Raw genomic sequence first — 2,312 nt, 5'->3', positions numbered from 1 at the left:
GGCTAGTCGTACTCAGGCGTCTGTTGGTGAAATTAGAGGTGTGATTGATAAAGTCCAGCGTGGAACCCAAGACGTTGTTGCAACGATCCAAGAAGGTCACCAACTTGCTCATGACTCTTCCAGTCAGGTTAATACCGCTGTTGAAGAGCTGAGTCATATCTTTGCCGCAATCGCTGCGATTAACGATATGAATAGCCAAATTGTTAGAGCGGCAGAAGAGCAGCAAACGGTCTCGGCAGAAGTGAACCAGAGTGTGTCGAATATTAGGGATCTAAGCGCACAAATTGTTAGCCAGGCGGGTGAGTCAGAATCGATTGGTAATCAAATTAATACGTTGTCGGAGAAGCAGCAGCAGTTGGTGAGTCAATTCAAAGTTTAAGTTCTTGGTTGAATGATCTTCCAGCGCGATAAAAATCCAAGTGTCTCTCAGGCACTTGGATTTTTTTATGAATGCTTCTTAAGGCCAGGTCGTGATGTCTAAATGGAAAGGTGAGAGGAAAGAACACACCCTAATAAGTAAGAACGCAATTTTTTTTAGTGAACGGCATTAGGGCTTTGAACTGCCTATCATTGACGTCGCTCCGCTTCCAGTGACCTCAAATAGTTTGGTTATTTTGAGGTTTTTGTTCACACACTCTGTTACAAATGACAATGCCACTCAAATATTTTTTAGAGCAGTAAAATAAATATTCCTTAATTTACAGCTTCTAAGTCTTTTCTTGGCAATCAATCCCACAATATACTCAAATTATTTTGAATTTTTTAACATTCAGGAGTAGTATCGATTTGCTCTTCACCGTTACGGTGTAACACGGAATTAACAATAAAATAAACTTTGCGTAACACCCTGCGCGACCTCATTGTTCGTTAAGGGCTTTATTGCACAGAAAGTGTCACTCAGCCGACACATAGGAGTAATTATGTTGGACGTAGTTGAACTATCACGTCTCCAATTTGCAATAACAGCGATGTACCATTTCTTATTCGTACCGTTGACTTTAGGCTTAGCGTTTTTGCTTGCCATTATGGAGTCTCTGTATGTCATGACCGACAAACAAATCTACAAGGACATGACTAAGTTCTGGGGTAAGTTATTCGGTATTAACTTTGCGTTAGGTGTAGCTACTGGCCTAACAATGGAATTTCAATTTGGTACTAACTGGTCTTATTACTCCCATTATGTGGGTGATATTTTTGGTGCCCCTCTTGCCATTGAAGCGTTAGTCGCTTTCTTTTTAGAATCAACCTTTGTGGGGCTTTTCTTCTTTGGTTGGGAAAGGCTGTCAAAGCGTCAGCACTTAGTTGTGACTTGGCTCGTTGCGCTAGGCTCAAGCTTTTCTGCGTTGTGGATCCTCGTTGCTAATGGCTGGATGCAAAATCCAATCGGTGCAGAGTTCAACTTTGAAACCATGCGTATGGAAATGGTCAGCTTCTCGGAAGTTGTGCTTAACCCAGTTGCTCAAGTTAAATTCGTTCACACGGTCGCTTCTGGCTACGTGACAGGTGCGATGTTTGTTCTTGGTATCAGTTCTTACTACCTTCTGAAAGGTCGTGATGTGGCTTTTGCTCGTCGCTCTTTTGCTATCGCTGCTTCATTTGGTATGGCGGCTATCTTGTCGGTGATCATCTTAGGTGATGAGTCTGGCTACGAGCTCGGTGACGTACAAAAAGTGAAGCTTGCTGCTATCGAATCTGAATGGCACACCGAAGAAGCTCCGGCTGGTTTTACCGTTTTTGGTATTCCGAACCAGGAAACAATGGAAACGGATTACGCGGTGAAAATCCCCTACGTCATGGGCATCATCGCTACACGTTCTCTTGATACCGAAGTGACGGGCTTACGTGACCTGCGTGATGAACATATTGTGCGCATTCGTAACGGTATGGTGGCTTACGAATTGCTTGAGCGAATCCGTGAAGGCGATCGCAGTGAAGAAAACCTAGCTGCATTTGATGAGATCAAAGTGGACTTAGGCTACGGTTTACTGCTGAAGCGATATACCGATAATGTCGTTGATGCAACTGAAGAACACATTCAAGCGGCCGCTGATGACTCTATTCCTACCGTTTGGCCGTTATTCTGGTCATTCCGTATTATGGTTGCTTGTGGCTTTATCATGTTGTTTGTGTTTGGTGCTGCGTTTATTCAGACGTGTCGTCAAAAAATCGAACAAAAACCGTGGGTATTAAAAGCGGCTCTACTAAGTATTCCATTACCATGGATTGCAGTTGAAGCGGGTTGGTTTGTTGCTGAATATGGTCGTCAACCATGGGCTGTCGGTGAAATTTTGCCCGTAAACGTTGCGGCTTCT

General features: G+C 43.6%; 2 protein-coding genes. Both read left to right on the top strand.

Features of this window, described 5'->3' with window-relative positions:
* A partial coding sequence (locus ACP45E_RS18435) for a methyl-accepting chemotaxis protein (RefSeq protein ID WP_241824340.1) occupies positions 1-379 on the top strand: 379 nt, incomplete at its 5' end.
* 541 nt (positions 380-920) lie between these two features.
* The coding region (locus tag ACP45E_RS18430; protein ID WP_069585400.1) for a cytochrome ubiquinol oxidase subunit I at positions 921-2,312 on the top strand (1,392 nt) is incomplete at its 3' end.

It is taken from the genome of Vibrio genomosp. F10 str. 9ZD137 (genome assembly GCF_049974785.1).
Classification (GTDB): Bacteria; Pseudomonadota; Gammaproteobacteria; order Enterobacterales; family Vibrionaceae; genus Vibrio.
Note: the sequence above shows the minus strand (reverse complement) of the source record. Positions and strands in the feature narration are given on the sequence as shown.